The following is a 16,143-nucleotide window of genomic DNA, read 5'->3' as shown; positions in this document are numbered from 1 at the left end:
GCGATGAGCGCCGTGCCCGCCCGCGACCCGGGGCTGCAGCAGGAGCGGACGGCCCTGGCCTGGCGCCGCACCGGCCTGGCCCTGGTGGTCGGCGCGCTCACGGTCGGCCGGCTCACGATGGACACGCTCGGCGCGGGCGTCCTGGTCCCGGCCGTCGTCGCCGCCGCGCTGGCGGCGTGGGTGGTGGGGGTGACGCTGCGCAGCCGCAGGTACGCCGCGGTGCACCCGGACGAGCCGCACTTCGACCGGGTCCTGGCCGACGGACGCGTCCCCGCGGTCGTCGCCGTCGTCGCGGCCTCGCTCGCGCTCGGCGAGCTGACCGCTGCGGTGGTCCAGCTCACCCGACCCTGATGTCGAGCCGCACCGTCACGACGTCGCCCAGCGCGATGTCCTCGGCGGCGCGGACGGCGTCCTTGAGCGGCACCCAGAAGGACCCCTGCCGCGGCCACAGCGAGGTGGTGAACTCGGTGTCCCCGACCCGTCCGGTGACCGGGATCATCCCCCAGCCGTAGGTGACGTCGCGCATGATGTCCCGCAGCCACCCGGCCTCCTCCGGCGGCGCCACGAGGAAGTGGAAGGGCGCGGGCCCGCGCCACTCCACGACCTCCCCGGTCCACTCGAGGTCAGCCACGGAGGCGACCCTCCAGCACGTCAAGGTCGCGCTCGGCGAAGAGCCGGTGCTCCCACTCCTCGTTGAGCACGACGCCGAGCACCTCCCGCACAGGGTACGCCCGGGCAGGCGGCCAGCCCGGCCCGTCAACCGGCGTCGTGCGCCCCGCCAGCCGCTCGTCGTCGAGGTCCCGGAGCACGTCCGCCACGCCGTCGCGTCGGCCCTGACGCACCGCGAGCACCTCCTCGAGCGTCGGCCGCGCCTGCGGGTCCCACGGCAGGCCGGGGTTGGACTGCTCCTCCTCGAACGGGATGCCGAGCGGGTGGTACGGCGCCGGGTCACCCAGCAGGACGCGCCCGACCCAGGCGTCGGTCGCCATGACGAGGTGCCGCAGCGTCTCCACGAAGGACCACTCGCCGTCCACCCGTTCGTGGACCAGCCCCGGCGCCCGCTCCTCCAGGGCGGAGGCCCGCGCGACCGTGCCGTCCCACAGCTCCCCGAGCCGGGCCCAGGCCGTGCGGTAGCCCTCGGCGTCCGCCGGGCGCATGAGGGCGCGGTCGGGGTGGCGCCGGTCCAGCTCCGCCTCGACGACGGGCCCCACCTCCACGCCGTTGACGACGAGCCCCCGGATGTCGCCGTCCAGCACCGCCCCCTGGAGCACCACCCCGGTCAGCCGCGCCCGCGAGAGGTCGGTGTTGTGCATCCGCACGTCGGACAGGTCGACGAGGCGGAACGCGGCCCCGCTCAGGTCGGTCTCCTCGAACGCCGCTCCGGCCAGGTCCGCCTTGCGGAAGCTGCGCGTCTGCGTCATACAGGAACGGTAGTGCGGGTGACGGACAGAGGGTGTCCTGAGAGGACGGGACCCGGGCGTCCGGGGCGGTCTGTCGGTGGGCGGTCCTAGGTTTGTCCCCATGGCGAAGAGGTGTCGGTTTCCGGCGGACCTGTGGCGGGCGGACGCCCAGGACGCGTGGTCCTTCGTGACCCCGCCGGTGGACGTCGTGCTCGGGGTGGTGGGGTGAGCGCCCTCCCGGTCACCGGTGGCGCCGGCGTGACCGTGCGAGCGGTCCGTCCCGGGGAGCACGCGGCCGTCGGCCGCCTCCTCGTGGAGGCCTACGCGCCCAGCGGCATGCCGCCCGACCTCGACTACTGGGACGCGCTGCGCGACACGACGGCCCGCACCCACGACGCCGAGGTGTGGGTGGCCGAGCTCGACGGGACCCTCGCGGGCACGGTGACCTGGGCGGGGCGGGGCTCGGGGCAGCGCGAGCTCTCCCGCGACGACGAGGCGGAGTTCCGCATGCTGGCCGTGGACCCCCGGCTGCACGGCCGGGGGGTTGGCGCGGCGCTGCTGGAGGCCGTCCTCGCGCGGGCCCGGGCCGAGGGCTGGAGCGCCGTCGTCCTGTGCTCCGCGACCTGGATGACCGCCGCCCACCGGCTCTACGCGAGAGCCGGCTTCCACCGCATACCCGACCGGGACTGGTCCCCGGTCCCGGGTGTGGAGCTGCTCGCCTTCCGCCTCCCGCTGCCGGGGCACCACCTCTCCGGATCCCCGGGGTAACCCCCGTGTGGGAGGCTGGGAACGCACGGAAGAATGGACGCGTCCGACCCCTCGCGGGTCCACCAGGGGGCCGCCGTCGACGCCCCGTCCCGACCACGAGGAGAAGAGACGATGACCGACCAGCACCAGCCGCTCGCCGCACCCCAGGGGCTGGCCGCCGCGGAGCCCCTCGTCCTGACCGCGCCGGCTCCCCCGCAGCCCGTCGCCGAGACCGCCGCACCCAAGATGGCTCCCCAGGTCGCCCCCGAGGCCGTGCCCGCGCTGGACGCCAAGGTCGCCGATTACGTCCACGGTCTGACGCAGACCGAGACCAAGTCGCCCGAGTTCGCCCGGCGCGCCGCCGACGTGCGCACCATGGGCGACGCCGAGATCCGCACCGCCGCCGAGACCTCCAACCGGCTGCTCAAGTCGCCGGTCCGCGCGCTCAACGAGGGCGGGATCTCCAAGGAGTCGAAGGTCGGGCGGACCCTCATGGAGCTGCGCCGCACCGTCGAGGACCTCGACCCTGCGCAGGCGAAGGGCACCAAGCGGGTGCTGGGGATGATCCCGTTCGGCGACCGGCTGCGTGACTACTTCCGCAAGTACGAGTCGGCGGAGAAGCACCTCGACGGCATCCTGCACGCGCTGCGCAGCGGCCAGGACGAGCTGAGCAAGGACAACGCCGCGCTCAACATGGAGAAGCAGCAGCTCTGGGACACGATGGGCCGCCTCAACCAGTACGTCTACATCGCCGAGCAGCTCGACGCCAAGGTCTCCGCCCACGTGGCGCAGCTGGAGGAGACCAACCCCGAGGACGCCCGGGCGATGCGCGAGGACGTCCTCTTCTACGTGCGGCAGAAGCACCAGGACCTGCTCACCCAGCTGGCCGTGTCGATCCAGAACTACCTGGCGATCGACATCATCATGAAGAACAACATCGAGCTCATCAAGGGTGTCGACCGGGCCTCGACGACGACGGTCAGCGCGCTGCGCACCGCGGTGCTCGTCGCGCAGGCGCTCAACAACCAGCGGCTCGTCCTCGACCAGATCACCGCGCTCAACAGCACCACCTCCGACATGATCCAGCGGACCTCGGAGATGCTGCGGGACAACTCCATCAAGATCCAGGAGCAGGCCGCCTCCTCCACCCTGGGCCTGGAGCAGCTGCAGGCGGCGTTCTCCAACATCTACGAGACGATGGACGCGATCGACGCCTTCCGCAGCCAGGCCCTGGACTCGATGGCGCAGACGATCGGGGTGCTCGAGGGCGAGGTCGTGAAGTCGCAGAGCTACCTCGAGCGCGCCAAGCGCACCGACGCCCGACTCGTCGGCGGCTCGCTGGACCTGGGCGACATCTCCCCCACCGCCGGTCGCTGACGTGGGGTTCGGCGACCTGCTGGACCGGATGCTCGGGCGGGCGCCGGCCACGCCCGACGAGGAGCGGATGGTCCTCCCGGCGCCCCCCACCGCCGAGGACGTGTATGCCGCGCTCGACCAGACCGCGGAGCTGCTCGCCTCCTCCGCGCTGCCCTCGGCGGTGGTCGCCCGGGCGGGCCGGGTGGTCGACACGGTCCGCGACACCGTGCCGCGGCTGCGCCGGATCAGCGGCAGCGACCTCGGCTACACCGTGGTCGCGACCGCCACCGACTACCTCCCCGAGGCGATCGGGGCCTACCAGCGCCTCCCCCGCCGGTATGCCGACACCCGTCCCGTGGACGGCGGCAAGACCTCGCTCATGGTCCTCGTCGACCAGCTCGACCTGCTCGGCGTGACCCTGGACCGGGTCTTCGACGCCGTCTACCGCGACGACGCGCGAGAGCTCGTCGCCCAGGGCCGGTTCATCGCCGAGAAGTTCGGGCACGCCGGGGCGGGTGGCTCCCTGCGGGTCGACGGCGCGCAGGCTCCCTTGCCGGCGATGCCGGAGGACCCGGACGACCCGACAGGTGTCGTCGCCCAGGTCGGCATGACCCCGGCCGCTGTCGAGGCCGACGGACCTGCCCGCCTCACCCGCCTCACCCCGCCCGAAGGAGCCCGATGACCACCCAGCCCCTGCGCGACGCCGTCGACGTCCTGGCCCGGATCGGCCGCGAGGCGGGTCTGGACGAGGCGACCGTGCGCGCCGAGGGCCAGGTCGTCGCCGCCGCCGTGATGGAGCAGTCCACCGGCGCCAGCGAGCTGGCCCGCACCTGGGGGGACACCTTCGGCCACCCGGCCAGCGACTTCTTCGGCGCCGTGCCGCACGGACGCCGCTTCACGCACATCCCGACCCCGTCGCTCCAGACGCTGGTGTCGGAGCACCATGCCTCTGCCGGCGCCTATGCCAAGGCGCTCGCCGACGTCGCCCAGGCCGCGTGCACCGTGCCCGGAGCAGGCCCGACCAGCCTGGGCCGCGCCCTCTCGGTGGGCTCGGCCCAGCTGGCCGCCGCCGGGGTCCGGCCGCCCGCGCCCGCCGTCGCGCCCACGCTGGCACCCGGACAGACCCCGACCGGCTCGCCGCCCGCCGGCTCGCCGCCCGCCGGCTCGCCGCTGCCCGGGTCGGTGCTGGCGGGGTCGGCCCCCTCCGAGACCGGCTCCTTGCGCGACCTGTCCTCCGACCTGCTGCGCCGCGCCCAGGAGCAGTCGGCGCGGGTCCGGCAGATGCTCGGCGAGATGGGACACCTCGGCCAGGCCGGTGGCCCAGGCGGCCAGCTGCCGCCGACGACCGCGGGCCAGCTGGGGCCGGACGCGCTCGGGCCGGCGGGCACGGCATACCCGCACGAGCCGGCGATGAGCACCGACCCCCTGGCCACCCAGGAGGCCCCCGGGGCCCCCGCCCCGGAGCCGGAGGAGCCGGCCGAGCCCGAGCGCAGCGTCGAGGAGCTGCTCGCCGAGCTCGACGCGCTCATCGGCCTGGAGCGGGTCAAGGCCGAGATCCACCGGCAGGTCGCCGTCCTGAAGATGGAGGCACGTCGCCAGGAGGTGGGGCTGCGGATCGCGACCCTCACCCGCCACCTCGTCTTCGTCGGCAACCCCGGCACGGGCAAGACCACCGTGGCGCGGCTCGTCGGCGGCATCTACCGCGCGCTCGGCCTCCTCGACAAGGGGCAGCTCGTCGAGGTGGACCGCTCCGAGCTGGTGGCGGGCTACCTCGGGCAGACGGCGGTGAAGACCTCGGAGGTCGTCGCGTCCGCGCTGGGCGGGGTGCTGTTCATCGACGAGGCCTACAGCCTCGGCGGGGACCAGTACGGCAAGGAGGCGGTCGACACCCTCGTCAAGGAGATGGAGGACCACCGCGACGAGCTGGTCGTCATCGTGGCCGGCTACCCGGCACCGATGGCGGAGTTCGTCGGGATGAACCCGGGCCTGGAGAGCCGGTTCCGCACGATCATCGAGTTCGACGACTACACCGACGACGAGCTCGTGGCGATCCAGCAGGTGCTGGCCGAGAAGATGGACTACGACGTCGACACCCCGGCGACGGAACGGTTCCGGGAGATCCTGGCGGCCACCCCGCGCGGTCCCAGCTTCGGCAACGGGCGGTTCGCCCGCAACATGCTCGAGGCCGCGATCGGGCGGCACGCGTGGCGGCTGCGGGAGTCGGAGGAGCCGAGCCTGAAGGAGCTGCGCACCCTGGAGCGTCGGGACTTCGAGGACCGGGACGGGGTCGACCTGTCGGTCGGGGAGGCCGTCGTGCCGGAGGAGGACGCGTGAGCACACCCGGTCCCGCGGTTCGGCGGCCGGCCGGGCAGGCTGCGGCCGCGCGGCGGGCGAGCGGTCCGGCGGCGAGCAGTCCGGCGGCGGCGAGCCAGTCGGCGTCAGCCCTGGCGGCGTCCGCCCAGCCGGCGTCCGCCCATCGGGCAGCAAACCAGCCGGCCGCGAACCAGCCCGGGGCCGCCCCCGCGGCGGCCACGCAGTCCGCGGCGCCCGAGCAGGGTCAGGCCCCGGCTGCCTCCCGTCCCGCACGCCCCTCCGCCACCCCCTCCCGCCTGCGCCTGGCCCGCGGGCTGGCGACCGGCGCCGCGCTGCTCACCGGCATCGTCGCGACCGGCACCTTCGACACCGGCGGCGTCAACGCCACCCCCAACGTCATCGCCGCCCAGTGGGAGGCCGCCGAGCGCGCCGGCACCGACGTCGCCGCGGCCCGGCTCGAGGTGGCGCGGGGCGTGGCGGAGTCCGCCGCAGCGGTCCCGGAGGCGGAGCGGCTCGCCGACCCGGCCGCGTTCCCCGCGCTCCTGGGCTCCGCCGCCGAGTGGGTGGCCCGGTCCGGCACGTCGACCTCCGGCTCGCTCGTGGACGTGGCGATCGCGGGGCAGGAGGCGCTCCGGGTCGCGGAGGCCGACCCCGGCGCGGGTGCGGCGGGCCTCCAGGAGGTGGTCACCCTCACCGACGAGTCGATGGCCGTGACGGACGCGGTGGCCGACGGACACGCCGTCGACCTGCGCACCGGCTCCCGGTCCGCGCTCACCGCCGTCGTCGGCGGCCTGGCCACGCTCCTCCTCGGCGGTCTGCTGGTGTGGCTCGCCCTGCTCACCCGACGGATCGTCAACGTGCCGCTGGCGATCGCCACCGCGATCACGGCCGGCCTGACCTACGTCTCCCTGAACCCGGCGGCCCTGCCCGTGGACTACGACCAGCGGGTCGACGCCGCGGCGCAGTCCGCCCAGGCCCTCCAGGACGTGCGCGTGGCCCGCGCCGCGCAGTACGCCCAGACGCTCGACGCCGGGACGGCGGCGGATCCCGTGGACCGCGCGGCGGACAGCGTCCGGGCGCTGGGCGAGCCCGCGGTCTCCGACGCGTGGGACGTCGTCCTCGACGCCCAGGCCGACCTCGACGACACCACCGGCGCCGAGGGCCTCGCCGTCGTCACCGCGAGCCAGGAGGGCTTCGCCGAGGCGGAGAGCGCCCTGGAGGAGCTCGCCGACACGCGGCTGGGTGCCTCGGTCGGCAGCGTGGGCCGGCCCGCGCTCGTCACCTCGGGCCTGGCCCTGGTGCTCGGGCTGGTCGCGGGTGCGCTGGCGTGGACCGGCCTGACACAACGGCTGAGGGACTACCGGTGAGGCATCGATGTGCGGCGCTGTCGTGTCACGCCCGTCGCCCTGACGACCGGCGTGACACAGGAGCGGACCGAGGCCGGGGATCCCGGGCGCAGGACGCACGACGGACAGACGCAGGGGTGAGGAACGCGTGAGCGAGGGACGGATGAGCGACGAGGGACGCCCCGGCGCGGCCGGCGCCGACGGCGCGGGCGGCGCGGGCGGCGACAAGCCCCCCATGCTGGTGCTGGGCGAGCAACGGCCCGACGTCGAGGACACGACGGCGGAGGAGCTGGCCCGGCAGCGGGCCGAGCTGGAGCGGCAGCGCCGCGAGCTCGAGGCGGAGGACCGTGAGCGGCGGCGGGCCGCGGAGCAGGAGGCGGAGCGCCGGCGTCGCGAGGCCCAGGAACGACTCGCCGAGGAGCGAAGGCTGGCGGAGGTCGAGCTGGCTCGCCGGCAGCGGCTGCTCGACGACGCCGAGCGTCGCCTGCACAAGACCGAGCGACGGCTGCGCCGCAAGGCCCGGCAGACCGGCGGCCACGTCCCGTCCGTGGCGAGCTCGGTGTCGGGGGCGGACCCGGACGCCCGCTCCGGCCGCGGCGGGCGCGCCGCCCGGGGCTCGGGGTCCGGCCGCAGAGGCGCACCCAACTCCCTGCTCGCCGCGGCGGAGCGCCGCAGCGGCGTGCCGGTGCCCCGGCTGCAACGCACCCTGACCCTCGCCCTGCTCGGCAGCGGTCTCGTCGTCGCCGGGGCGATCGCCTCGGTCGACCCACCCTCCGCGGCCGACGTCGAGGACTTCGTCACGCTCGACGAGAGCCGCGTCGCCTGGCTCGGGGCCGGGCTCACCCTCGACGAGGAGGTCGGCCGCTACCTCGGCGGCGAGGAGGTCACCCAGGGGGACGGCACCCTGGCCAGCGTCTCCCAGGCCACCGCCGCGGGCGCCGCGTCGGACGTCACCTACCCCGTCCGCGACTTCGAGGAGACCGTCGGCCCGCTCCTCGCCGAGCCGGGCAGCAACCCCCAGCGCGTCCTCAGCGCCTGGGACGAGGCCAGGTCCTCGGCCGGTTACGCCGTCGGCACCTACGAGATCAGGGACGCGGGCGAGCTCGTGGACGCCGACCGCGCCCTGCCCACCTGGATGCTCCTCGGCGGGGTGGTGGCGATCGGCGGGCTGACCTACGGGCTGGCCAGGGGCGGCACGCGGGTGGGGGCGGGGCTGGCCGGTCTGGCCCTCGTGCCCGCCGGTCTGGTCGTCGCCGACCAGGGCCGCCACCTCGACGTCGAGCCTGCCCTGGCCACCCACAGCCAGGCTGTGGACGACGCTCGCGCCGTCTACGACCAGGTCGGGCGCGACCTCCAGGCGGTCTACGGGACCCGGGCGCTGGAGAGCTACGAGCGGGAGACCTTCTGGGAGGGGACCGGCTACCTCGAGGAGGACCGGCACGACCCTCAGGCCCTCGCCGCCTACACCGCCGCCCGCGAGAGCCTGGCCGGCGTCGACATCCGCTCCCTGTCCACGGACGAGGCGGTCCCCCACGCGCAGGCGCTCGTCGAGGCCGGGGGCGCCCTCCTCGACGCCCAGACCGTCGTCCTGGAGGACGCCCGTTCCGCCGTGCTCGCCCGCACCGAGAGCCAGCTGGAGGTGGGGCCCTACGCGGTCACCACCTCGGCCGCCGCGATCCTCCCGCTGGCGGCGCTCGTCCCGGCGCTCCTGCGCCGGCGGCAGGTCGAGGGGTGAGCGCCGTGCCGCACCGCTCCCCCGCCCCGGACGCCCGGGAGGCGCACCCATGACCGCGCAGTATGCCGTCGCGCCCCCCGCCCCGGGCACGCTCGGCTCCGACGTCCCCCAGCGGGAGCTGCTCCGCTACCTCGACGCGATGATCCGCTGGAAGGACCAGCGGCGCGCCGAGCTGGCCGTCCTGGACCAGGCGGCGATGGATCTGCCCACCCCCCAGGAGCGCGCCGCGGTCACGCCCGACGTGACCCTGTCGATGACGCTGTGGCAGGCCGTCGCCGACCGGCTCGAGCTGCTGCTCGCCACCTGGGACAGCGGCCGGGTGGGCGAGACGGAGCGGCGCCGGATCACCACCCTGGTCTGGGGCAGCCTGGAGCAGCCGGGCTCGCGCGGCGTCGGCCAGGCGCTCGCGGTCTCCCTCCCCGAGGCGTGCCGCCTCTCCGACTCGCTCGCCTCCTCGCTGCGCTCCCGGCTGCGGCTCGACGGCGCCGACCCCGACCTCGCGGGGCGGCTGCGGGGGCTGCGCCAGACGGTGGAGCGCATCGCCGACCAGGTCGCGCTCATCCCGGAGAGCCGCCGCGCCTCCGCCGCCGAGATGCACCGGCAGCTGGACGCGCGGCTCGACGACGTCACAGAACGGGCGCGGCGGGGCGCCGACGTCGGCGGTCTCCTCGGCCCCCTCGAGGCGCAGGCGGCCACCGCCGAGCGCGACCTCATCGTCGCCGCCTCCGCCCGGGCCCACGCCAAGGCCGACCACGCCCAGGCGACCCGCGAGGTGGCCGAGCTCGCCGCCCGCGGGCAGGCCGTCCGGGCCCTCGCCGAGCGCGCCCGGGCGAGTGTGACGCCCGCCCCGGCCCTCGGCATACCCGACGTCGGTGCCCTCGGCCCGGTGCCGTCCGAGCCGGGCGAGCTGACGGCATACCTGGGTCGGCTCGAGCGCGTGGACCGCGCCCTCACCCTCGCGCAGACGACGTATGCCGCCGCGCTGGCCCGGCGCGAGGACCTCAGCACCCGCGCCGCGCACCTGGGCGACGTCCTCGACGGCGACGCGGCGGCCTCGATGGCGCCCCTCGTGGAGCAGACCCGGGCGCTGCTCGAGGCGCGACCGAGCGACCTGACGAGGGTGGAGGCGCTGGTGCAGGCGCAGGAGACGTTCGCCCGGACGATGGGGGTGCCGCTGTGAACCGCTGCGTCGAGCCGGGCTGCCCCGGTTCCTACGAGGACGGATGGTGCAACGTCTGCGGGTCGCCGGAGCCCTCCCAGGCGCCGGTCGCGGCCACCCCGTTCACGCCCCCGCCCGCCGCCGCCCGCGACGCCGCGGCGTCGGCCCCCGACCTCGCGGGAGCAGCGGGTGAGGACCTGTCCTCCTCCGACCCCGCCGCCGCGGCTCCCCACGTCGCCACCCCCGCTCCCGGTCAGTCGACCCGGGCCGTGCGCGCGGCCTCAGAGCGACACCGCCGCGCGCAGGCGGCCCAGCGCCGATCGCGGCTCGGGATGGGGCTGACCCAGGTGCCACCCGTGCCCGTGGGCGACCCGACCGCCGCGGTCCCGGACGACCCCCAGGTCCCCGAGGACAGGCGCGTCTGCCCCAACTGCGGCGCCCCGGTGGGGCGCGCGGCCGGCGACGCCTCGGGTCGGCAGCAGGGCTACTGCCCGCAGTGCCGTGCCCCCTACTCCTTCACCCCCAAGCTGGCCCCGGGCGACCTCGTGGCGGGCCAGTACGAGGTGGTCGGCGCCCTCGCGCACGGCGGGATGGGCTGGATCTACCTGGCCCGCGACAAGAACGTCTCGGACCGGTGGGTGGTGCTCAAGGGTCTGCTCAACACCGGGGACGCGGACGCCCTGGACGCCGCGGTCGCCGAGCAGCAGTTCCTCGCCCAGGTCAAGCACCCGCTCATCGTGGAGATCTACAACGTCGTCACGCACGAGGGCGACGCCTACACGGTGATGGAGTACGTCGGCGGGACCAGCCTCAAGCAGATGCTCAAGCAGCGGATGGCCACGACCGGGCGCTACAACGCCTTCCCCGTCGACCAGGCGCTGGCGTTCGTGCTGGAGACGCTGCCCGCGTTCAGCCACCTGCACGACCTCGGCCTGCTCTACTGCGACTTCAAGCCGGACAACCTCATCCAGGAGGGCGACGCGGTCAAGCTCATCGACCTCGGCGGGGTGCGGCGCCAGGACGACCTCGAGTCCCCGATCTACGGGACCGTGGGCTACCAGGCTCCGGAGGTCCCCGAGGTCGGGCCGTCGGTCGCCTCCGACATCTGGACGATCGGCCGGACGCTGTGCGTGCTCACCTTCGAGTTCCGCGGCTACCAGTCGGAGTATGTCGCGTCCCTCCCCCCGGTCAGCCAGGTGCCGCCCTTCCTCGAGCACGACGCGTTCTACCGGTTGATCGCGCGCTGCTGCGCCCCGGACCCCAACGACCGCTTCCTCACGGTCGAGGAGCTGCGGCTGCAGATGATCGGCGTGCTCCGCCAGGTGGTGGCCGCGGGCAGCGCCCAGGCCGCGACGATGTCGGCCCACTCGACCACCTTCGAGGCGCCGGTCTCGACGGGGGAGACGCTGGCGTGGTGGGAGCTGCCGGAGCTGACCCGCGACGAGACCGACCCGATGGTCGACTGGGTCGCCTCCCTGCAGTCCGCCGACCCCACCGCGCTGCACGACGCGCTGCTGGGGGCCGACGAGACCACCTCGGAGGTGCTCGTCGCCCGGGCCCGCACCGGCATCCGGACGGGCCAGCAGCCGTGGTTCGACGAGGCGGTGCGCGGTCTGGTCCGGCTCGACCCGTGGGACTGGCGGGCCGCCTGGCTGCGGGGGCTGTGGGCGCTGTCCCAGGCCGGTGAGGACGCGGCCCGTGCCGGCGCGGCGGGTCAGTCCGCCGCCGGCCACTTCGCCGCGGTGCGCGACGCGCTGCCCGGCGAGGTCGCTCCGCGCCTCGCCCTGGCGCTCTCGAGCGAGATCGGCGGTTACAGCAAGGCGGCCGAGCTCGACTACGAGCGGGTCTGGAGGACCGACGCGGCGTATGTCGCGCCCGCCGCCTTCGGGCTCTACCGGGTCCGCCGCTCGCGTCACGACGACGACGGGGCGATCGCGGCGCTCGACTCGGTGCCGCCGAGCAGCCGCGCGCACCCTCGTGCCCGCTGGCTGCGGGCCGAGCTGCTGCGGGGCCGCGGCACCCTGGCGGACCTGCGGGAGTCCGTGCACGCGGTGGCGCGGCTGACCCTCGACCCGCGGCAGCGGGCGCACTTCAACGCCTCCATCTACGAGCAGGCACTGACCCAGGTCGCCCAGCACGGCGAGCAGCCCGGCTGGCGGCTGGGCGAGGTGCCCGTCACCCGCGAGGCGCTCCGGCGCGCCGTGGAGAAGGAGTACCGCTACCTCGCCGACTACACCCCCGACCCGCTGGAGCGGGCGGCCCTCATCGACCGCGCGAACGCCATCCGCCCCTGGAGCTGGACATGACCGACACACCGACGCCCGACGCCCCCACGCCCGACGGCCCGACGCCCGACCCGTCCGCGACCTCCGCCGACCGGGAGCGCGACGTCCGCGCTGCCGACCCGGACGGGCCCGAGGAGGTGCAGCCTCTGGAGCCGCCCGACCCCGTCGATGAGCAGCCCGTCGCGCCGGACGAGGTGCAGCCCACCGAAACGGACGGGCCCGAGGAGGTGCAGCCGCTGGAGCCGCCGGACCCCGTCGAGGAGGAGCCCGAGCCGTTCGCCGACGGCCCGCCCCCGCTGCCGACGCCGATGCTCGTGCTCGACGGTGAGCTGTCGGAGGCGGCGCAGCCCGAGCCCGCCCCCGATGTCGACCACGGCACCTGCCGGTGCGGAGGGGCGTACGACGCCGACGGCTGGTGCACGCGATGCGGTGAGAAGCGCCCCGACCCCCGCGACCACTTCTCCGCCCGGCCGACCGCCCGGGTGGCGGCGGTCTGCGACCGGGGGATACGGCATACCGCCAACGAGGACGCGATGGCGGTCTGGGCCGAGGAGGACGGCGACGGCGGGGTGCGCGCCGCGCTCGTCGTGTGCGACGGCGTGAGCAGCGCCGCCCGGTCGGCCGAGGCCAGCCTGGCCGCGGCCTACGCCGCCCTGGAGGTCCTCACCTCCTCCGACGCCGGCCCCGACGAGCGGCTGGTCCTGGCCACCGACGCCGCCGCCCGGGCCGTCGCGGAGGTGGGCGAGGAGTTCCCCGACGCCGCACCCTCCTGCACCTACGTGGCGGCCGTCGTCGAGGGTGGCACGGCGAGCGTGGGCAGCGTCGGCGACTCCCGTGCCTACTGGCTGCCCGAGACCGGTGAGCCGCGCCGGCTGACCCGCGACGACTCCGTCGCGGAGGAGCAGGTCGAGGCGGGGCTGGACCGCCCGACGGCGGAGTCCGGCCCGCTCGCGCACACGATCACCCGCTGGCTCGGGCCCGACTCCCCCGACCACGCGCCCGAGACCGTCACGGTGGACGTCACCGCGCCGGGCTGGCTGCTGCTGTGCTCGGACGGGCTGTGGAACTACGCCTCCGAGGCCCAGGACCTGGACGCGGTGCTCCGCGCGGAGCAGGAGCGCGTCGGCCAGGACCCGCTGGCGCTCGGCCAGGCGCTCGTCGGGTGGGCCAACGGCCGGGGCGGGGTGGACAACATCACCGTCGCGCTCGTGCGGACCGGAGCCGGCCCGACGCCGGAGGTGAGCGGCACGGCATACCCCGCGACGGGGCGGGCCGACGAGAGCGTCCCCGCCGAGCCGGGGCAGGATGGGCCGCATGGCTGAGTTCACGACGACCGTCCACCAGAACGAGTTCCTGCCCGACGGCGGCACGGACGTCCACGCGATCGTGTCGGTGACCTGCACCGGGGCCGGCACGGTGGCGCCGATGAGCTCGGCGTCGGGCGAGGCGGGCGAGATCATCATCGTGGACGTCTCCGGGTCGATGGACGTGCAGGGCGTGCAGGCCGCCGCCTACGCCGCGTCCGCCGCCCTCGACCAGATCGTCGACGGCGTGTGGTTCGCGATCGTCGCCGGCAACCACGAGGCTGCCCTGTGCTACCCCAACGGGATGTCCGCCGCGATGGCGCGCATGTCGGCGCAGACCCGCCTCGAGGCGAAGCGCTCGCTGCAGCGCCTCGCGCCCGGCGGCGGCACGGCGATGGGCCGTTGGCTGCTCGCCGCCGGCCAGCTCTTCGGCACGGTGCCCAGCCTGACGAAGCGGCACGCCATCCTGCTCACCGACGGCGCCAACCAGCACGAGACCCCGGACGAGCTGTCGTGGGCGATCGAGCAGGTGCGCGGCCGGTTCGAGGTGGACTGCCGTGGGCTCGGCGCCGCCTGGCAGGTGGCGGAGGTGCGGCGGATCGCCGAGGCGCTGATGGGCACGGTCGACCTGATCCGCACCTGGGAGGGGTTGCCCGAGGACTTCGCCCAGCTCATGCAGCAGTCGATGGGCCGGGGCGTCAGCGACACGCAGCTGCGCGTCTGGGCGCCGCAGGGCGCAGAGGTGCTGTTCGTCAAGCAGGTGTCCCCGACGCTCGAGGACCTCTCCGCGCGGCGGGTGGAGGTCAACCCGCTCACCGGTGGTTACGACACGGGGGCGTGGGGCGACGAGACCCGCGACTACCACGTGGCGGTCCGCCTGGCGCCCAAGGCGATCGGCCAGGAGCAGCTGGCCGCGCGCGTCCAGCTGGCCGTCGGGTCCGACGTGAGGGCGCAGGGCCTGGTCAAGGCCCGGTGGTCCGCGGACAGCCTGCTCACCGCGCAGATAAGCCCCGAGGTCGCGCACTACACCGGCCAGACCGAGCTGGCCTCGGCGATCCAGGACGGCCTGCGCGCCAAGGCGATCGGCGACGACGCGACCGCCACGTCCAAGCTGGGACGGGCCGTCCAGCTGGCCCGGGAGACCGGTGACGAGGCTGCGACGTCACGGCTGTCCCGGGTGGTGGACATCGAGGACGCCTCGACCGGCCGGGTCCGGTTGCGCCGCAACGTCGACAAGCTCGACGAGATGGAGCTCGACACCGCCTCGACGAAGACGACGCGGGTGCGGCCCTCGTGACGGTGCGCTGCCCGGAGGGCCACGAGAGCGAGTCGAGCGACTACTGCGACACGTGCGGCACGCCGATCGGTGCCCCGTCCTCGTGGCTGTCCGCGGAGGCTTCCTCGGGGTCGTCCGAGGCCCCGGGTATGCCGTCCGCCGGCTCCTCCCTCACCCTCCCGGAGCAGGGTGCTCCCGCTTCGGCCACTCAGGTCTGCCCGTTCTGCGGTGGGGTCAACGTCGCCGACGCGCTGTTCTGCGAGGCGTGCGGCTACGACTTCACGACCGGGACGCCGCCGATGGGGTCCGAGCCGGAGGTGGCCCCGGACACGGTGGAGCGGGATGACGTGGTCGTGCCTGAGGACGGGGCGGGGACGGGGGAGGACACGGAGCCGGAGGTTGTGATCGAGGAGGTCGTGGCGCCGGAGGAGCTTGTGATCGAGGACATCATGGGGATGGCGGACGAGCCTGCCGGCGAGGGTGCCGAGGTCCAGCCCGAGGCGGAGCCGGTGCCCGCGCCTGCGCCTGCGCCTGCGCCTGCGCCTGAGCCCGAGCCCGAGCCCGAGCCCGAGCCCGAGCCCGAGCCGGAGCCGGAGCCCGAGCCTGAGCCTGAGCCCGAGGCAGAGTCCGAGGCGGAGTCCGAGCCGTATGCAGTACCGCAGCCGCAGCCCGCCCCCGAGGGGCAGCACGAGCCCGAGCCCGAGCCCTCCCCTGCACAGCCGGGGGCCCCGCGCGGGCAGGCTGCACGGCATACCCCACCCTCGCGTGCGCTCGCGGACGCCTGGGTCATCGAGATGTGGGTGGACCCCGACTGGTACGACGTCCAGCAGACAGAGGAGGCGTGCCCGAGCACGGGTGTGCCCGACATCGTCCCGCTGACCCGGAGCGCGGCGCTGATCGGGCGGCCGTCCGGGAGCCTCGGGGTCCGTCCCGAGGTGGACGCGGGTGCGGACTCAGCCGTGTCCCGGCGACACGCGCAGCTGACCAGCGACGGCCGCCGCTGGTGGATCGAGGACCTCGGCAGCAGCAACGGGACGTTCGTGGGACGCGTGGGTGAGCCGCTGCCCACCGAGCCGCTCCAGCCCGGGCTGCGGGTCGAGATCGACCGGGACGACCGGATCTACGTCGGCGCGTGGACCCGGCTGGCCCTCCGGCACGCGACGGACTCGGAGAAGCGCGGCGAAGGCTGACGTGGGAACGACCGTGCGAGACACGCTGTGGA

General features: G+C 75.2%; 14 protein-coding genes. 12 read left to right on the top strand and 2 right to left on the bottom strand.

The window, feature by feature from the left end:
- Positions 1-3 precede the first annotated feature (3 nt).
- Positions 4-351, top strand: a complete 348-nt coding sequence (locus D4B81_RS00340) for a DUF202 domain-containing protein (RefSeq protein ID WP_122260561.1) — start codon at positions 4-6, stop codon at positions 349-351.
- On the opposite strand, the gene D4B81_RS00335 is transcribed toward D4B81_RS00340, so the two are convergent.
- Both D4B81_RS00335 and D4B81_RS00330 read right to left on the bottom strand, forming a co-directional pair.
- The gene (locus D4B81_RS00335; protein ID WP_097186604.1) at positions 338-631 is read right to left on the bottom strand and encodes a DUF1905 domain-containing protein; all 294 of its coding nucleotides are present in this window, start codon (positions 629-631) and stop codon (positions 338-340) included. The two genes, D4B81_RS00340 and D4B81_RS00335, sit on opposite strands and share 14 nt — an antisense overlap.
- Positions 624-1,421 (bottom strand): DinB family protein, encoded by a 798-nt coding sequence (locus D4B81_RS00330; protein ID WP_122260559.1) that lies wholly within the window; start codon positions 1,419-1,421, stop codon positions 624-626. The genes D4B81_RS00335 and D4B81_RS00330 overlap by 8 nt, the downstream gene beginning before the upstream one ends.
- Before the next feature lie 204 nt (positions 1,422-1,625).
- Here D4B81_RS00330 and D4B81_RS00325 point away from each other — a divergent pair, with 204 nt between their 5' ends.
- The 11 genes from D4B81_RS00325 to D4B81_RS18630 all read left to right on the top strand — a co-directional run bounded on the left by D4B81_RS00325 (position 1,626) and on the right by D4B81_RS18630 (position 16,111).
- Positions 1,626-2,168 (top strand): GNAT family N-acetyltransferase, encoded by a 543-nt coding sequence (locus tag D4B81_RS00325; RefSeq protein WP_122260558.1) that lies wholly within the window; start codon positions 1,626-1,628, stop codon positions 2,166-2,168.
- A gap of 111 nt (positions 2,169-2,279) precedes the next feature.
- Positions 2,280-3,524 carry a toxic anion resistance protein gene (locus D4B81_RS00320; RefSeq protein WP_122260557.1) on the top strand — a complete coding sequence of 415 codons (1,245 nt, stop codon included), beginning with the start codon at positions 2,280-2,282 and terminating at the stop codon, positions 3,522-3,524.
- Position 3,525: 1 nt separating this feature from the next.
- Positions 3,526-4,185, top strand: coding sequence for a hypothetical protein (locus D4B81_RS00315; RefSeq protein ID WP_122260556.1), 660 nt, complete (start codon positions 3,526-3,528; stop codon positions 4,183-4,185).
- A complete protein-coding gene (locus tag D4B81_RS00310) occupies positions 4,182-5,837 on the top strand; it encodes an AAA family ATPase (RefSeq protein WP_122260555.1) in 1,656 nt (551 codons plus the stop codon). Before D4B81_RS00315 ends, D4B81_RS00310 begins: the two co-directional genes overlap by 4 nt.
- The gene (locus D4B81_RS00305) at positions 5,834-7,183 is read left to right on the top strand and encodes a hypothetical protein (protein ID WP_122260554.1); all 1,350 of its coding nucleotides are present in this window, start codon (positions 5,834-5,836) and stop codon (positions 7,181-7,183) included. Before D4B81_RS00310 ends, D4B81_RS00305 begins: the two co-directional genes overlap by 4 nt.
- Before the next feature lie 127 nt (positions 7,184-7,310).
- Positions 7,311-8,897 (top strand): hypothetical protein, encoded by a 1,587-nt coding sequence (locus D4B81_RS00300; protein WP_122260553.1) that lies wholly within the window; start codon positions 7,311-7,313, stop codon positions 8,895-8,897.
- A gap of 49 nt (positions 8,898-8,946) precedes the next feature.
- Positions 8,947-10,077 carry a hypothetical protein gene (locus D4B81_RS00295; RefSeq protein ID WP_122260552.1) on the top strand — a complete coding sequence of 377 codons (1,131 nt, stop codon included), beginning with the start codon at positions 8,947-8,949 and terminating at the stop codon, positions 10,075-10,077.
- Positions 10,074-12,362, top strand: coding sequence for a serine/threonine-protein kinase (locus tag D4B81_RS00290; RefSeq protein ID WP_122260551.1), 2,289 nt, complete (start codon positions 10,074-10,076; stop codon positions 12,360-12,362). Before D4B81_RS00295 ends, D4B81_RS00290 begins: the two co-directional genes overlap by 4 nt.
- Complete coding sequence (locus tag D4B81_RS00285) at positions 12,359-13,663, top strand: PP2C family protein-serine/threonine phosphatase (RefSeq protein ID WP_122260550.1); 1,305 nt, start codon at positions 12,359-12,361, stop codon at positions 13,661-13,663. Before D4B81_RS00290 ends, D4B81_RS00285 begins: the two co-directional genes overlap by 4 nt.
- Entirely contained in the window at positions 13,656-14,942 is a 1,287-nt protein-coding gene (locus D4B81_RS00280) for a VWA domain-containing protein (RefSeq protein WP_122260816.1), read from the top strand. Before D4B81_RS00285 ends, D4B81_RS00280 begins: the two co-directional genes overlap by 8 nt.
- Positions 14,939-16,111: an FHA domain-containing protein gene (locus tag D4B81_RS18630; RefSeq protein WP_237565716.1), complete on the top strand. Its 1,173-nt coding sequence runs from the start codon at positions 14,939-14,941 to the stop codon at positions 16,109-16,111. Before D4B81_RS00280 ends, D4B81_RS18630 begins: the two co-directional genes overlap by 4 nt.
- Positions 16,112-16,143: the final 32 nt, after the last annotated feature.

The organism is Ornithinimicrobium cerasi (assembly GCF_003702705.1).
In the GTDB taxonomy this organism is placed as follows: Bacteria; Actinomycetota; Actinomycetes; order Actinomycetales; family Dermatophilaceae; genus Ornithinicoccus; species Ornithinicoccus cerasi.
Note: the sequence above shows the minus strand (reverse complement) of the source record. Positions and strands in the feature narration are given on the sequence as shown.

Bases quoted from the DNA above. Each gene is read 5' to 3' on its own strand.
- D4B81_RS00340 (WP_122260561.1), top strand. From the start codon at position 4: ATGAGCGCCGTGCCCGCCCGCGACCCGGGGCTGCAGCAGGAGCGGACG.
- D4B81_RS00330 (WP_122260559.1), bottom strand. From the start codon at position 1,421: ATGACGCAGACGCGCAGCTTCCGCAAGGCGGACCTGGCCGGAGCGGCG.
- D4B81_RS00320 (WP_122260557.1), top strand. From the start codon at position 2,280: ATGACCGACCAGCACCAGCCGCTCGCCGCACCCCAGGGGCTGGCCGCC.
- D4B81_RS00310 (WP_122260555.1), top strand. From the start codon at position 4,182: ATGACCACCCAGCCCCTGCGCGACGCCGTCGACGTCCTGGCCCGGATC.
- D4B81_RS00295 (WP_122260552.1), top strand. From the start codon at position 8,947: ATGACCGCGCAGTATGCCGTCGCGCCCCCCGCCCCGGGCACGCTCGGC.
- D4B81_RS00285 (WP_122260550.1), top strand. From the start codon at position 12,359: ATGACCGACACACCGACGCCCGACGCCCCCACGCCCGACGGCCCGACG.
- D4B81_RS00280 (WP_122260816.1), top strand. From the start codon at position 13,656: ATGGCTGAGTTCACGACGACCGTCCACCAGAACGAGTTCCTGCCCGAC.